General features: G+C 41.3%; 2 protein-coding genes. Both read left to right on the top strand.

Annotation, left to right across the window (positions count from 1 at the left end):
* The first annotated feature begins 104 nt into the window (after window positions 1–104).
* A complete protein-coding gene (locus tag HW443_RS10520; protein WP_176238171.1) occupies window positions 105–572 on the top strand; it encodes a DUF6788 family protein in 468 nt (155 codons plus the stop codon).
* Window positions 573–745: 173 nt separating this feature from the next.
* Window positions 746–2,620: DUF1156 domain-containing protein (locus tag HW443_RS10515; protein WP_308751103.1), on the top strand; the 1,875-nt coding region annotated here is incomplete at its 3' end.

Here is a 2,620-nt window from a genome sequence, read left to right as displayed (position 1 = left end):
CCTTACCAAGGACGCCTTTCATGGTGAGTGGAACTACACCATCAAACCAAATCATGCCTGAACTTGATCATGTTATTTTGTGACAGGCCCTTAGTGATACAGAAGTGATCAAGGGGATTCCGGCAACGGTAAATCTTGTTAGACTTTCGTCTTTTGTGCTTGACATCTTAACTGTTATTATATATTATAAAGTTAAGATGTCAAGCCTTGATCGTATAAAAGAGCTAGAAAAACAAAGAAACCGGATTCTCAAACAGATATTAGCTTTTCGTTCGATGCTTCCCGGAGCGTACAAAGAAGTGTACTGCAAATGTGGAAAACCCAACTGCTGGTGCTACAAAAAGGGCGGCCATCTGTTCAGGCGGATCACTTGGTCGGAAAATGGCCGATCGAAGACAAAAGCCATACCCGAAGAGGACATCAGCTGGATAAAGGAGCTTACGGAAAACTATAGAGAATTTCAGAAAAAGCGTAGGCAGATCAAAGAACTGGAACGTATTCTTAAGGAACTTATAGGTGAGTATGCAAAGGCTGTAATCAAAAAAAGCCGCCGGCAAAGAGATTACTTGTGAAAAAAATGGAATACTGTGAATTGATCAACCAAATTAAATTCAATCAAGGGGGGTATCCACTTGACTGGAGTGACCACTACATACTGTGTGCTTGCCATACCCTATACTACAACATATTGTGTTTACTCCAGTCAAGTGGATACCCCCCTTCAATCATGCTAAGTATTTAGCAGATCAATAATTCGAGAAAACTACGTTTTCAACCTGCGGAAAATGAGATAGAACTTTCAAAATGGGAGAATTCTTTAAATCCTGCAATTATTGAGAAAGCAAGAAAAGATATTCTTTCTGCAAATGGTGGAAAGCCTCTCAGGGTTTTAGACCCCTTTGCAGGCGGTGGTTCTATTCCTTTAGAAGCATTAAGGCTTGGCTTGGAAACCTATGCTGGTGAGTATAACCCTGTTGCGGTTTTGATTCTTAAATGCACTCTTGAATATCCACAAAAATATGGAAAACCTAAAGAAGTAAAAGAAGATTGGGGCTTGCTAAAAGGAAGCGTGGTAAAAAATCCTTTACTTGAGGATGTGAAAAAATGGGGTAATTGGGTGTTGGAGTCCACAAAGAAGGAAATAGGAGAATTTTATCCAGAAGATAACGGTGGCTCTATTCCAGTAGGCTATATTTGGGCAAGAACAATACCCTGTCAGAACCCATCATGCAACGCAGAAATCCCTTTACTGCGTCAATTCTGGCTTGCTAAAAAAGATAATAAAAAAGTTGCGTTAAAGCCATTTGTAAAGAATAGTAGGGTTGAATTTGAGATAGTGGGGCAAAACAACGATTTCCCAGAGGATTTTGAACCTGAAAAAGGGACAGTAAGCAGAGCAGTTGCTAATTGTCTTGTCTGTGGTTCAATAGTTGATGATAAGACAACAAGAAAACTATTTCAGGAAGGGAAAGCAGGGCAGAGAATGGTTGCGGTGGTTTTGCATCATCCAAAGAAGCGAGGCAAAACTTACAGGTTAGCAACAGAAAAGGATTTGGAAGTTTTTAGGGAGGCGGAAAAATGTCTTGAGGAGAAAAGGGCAAAACTTATGGAAGAATGGGGAATTGACCCTGTGCCGGATGAACCCTTGCCACCAAAAGAAACTCTGGGCTTTCGTGTTCAAAGATATGGGATGCTAAAATGGGGCGACCTTTTTAACCCCCGCCAGAAGCTGGCGTTGATTACATTTGTGGAGAAGGTGAGGCAGGCGCATGAACTTATGCTGACGGAGGGACGCGAGGAACAGTATGCCAGGGCTGTGGCGACGTATTTAGCGCTGGGTGTGGATAGGTTGGCCACTTTTGGATGTGTTATTAGTCGCTGGGAACCAATGAGAGAAACTCCAGCAAATGTCTTTGGAAGACAAGCTTTACCGATGATGTGGGACTATGTTGATATAGACCCTTTTAGTGGAATGACTGGCGGGTGGAAGTTAGCATTAGATTGGGTTCTTGGAGTTATCGGTCATTGTTCCCAAACCAGCTCCACCTCCGCCACCGTGACACAGGCCTCCGCCACCTTCCTGCCCTATCCCGACGACTACTTTGATGCAGTTTTCACTGACCCACCCTATTATGACAATGTGCCTTATTCTTATCTATCTGATTTCTTTTATGTCTGGCTAAAAAGAACAATTGGTGATTTGTATCCTGATTTATTTTCAACACCATTAACTCCAAAATCAAAGGAGATTGTAGCATATACAAACGAAAGAAGCTGGGAAGAAGCAAAGGAACATTTTGAAGCAAATCTCAAAAAATCCTTTCAGGAGATTTATCGTGTCTTAAAACCGGATGGAATTGCGACAATCGTTTATACCCATAAATCAACATCAGGTTGGGAGACATTGATAAATTCACTTTTAGACTCTGGTTTAGTTGTAAAAGCCTCATGGCCAATTGATACAGAGATGAAAGCAAGGTTAAGGGCTAAAGAATCCGCAGCACTTGCATCTTCAATCTACTTTGTTGTCCGCAAAATGAAAAGAGAAGAAACAGGCTGGTATAACTTAAAATCCGCAAAATTTAATAACTATGAACAAAATCCCCTAAATACCTTCTTG

It is taken from the genome of Candidatus Hakubella thermalkaliphila, assembly GCF_013281975.1.
Lineage (GTDB): Bacteria > Actinomycetota > Humimicrobiia > Hakubellales > Hakubellaceae > Hakubella > Hakubella thermalkaliphila.
Note: the sequence above shows the minus strand (reverse complement) of the source record. Positions and strands in the feature narration are given on the sequence as shown.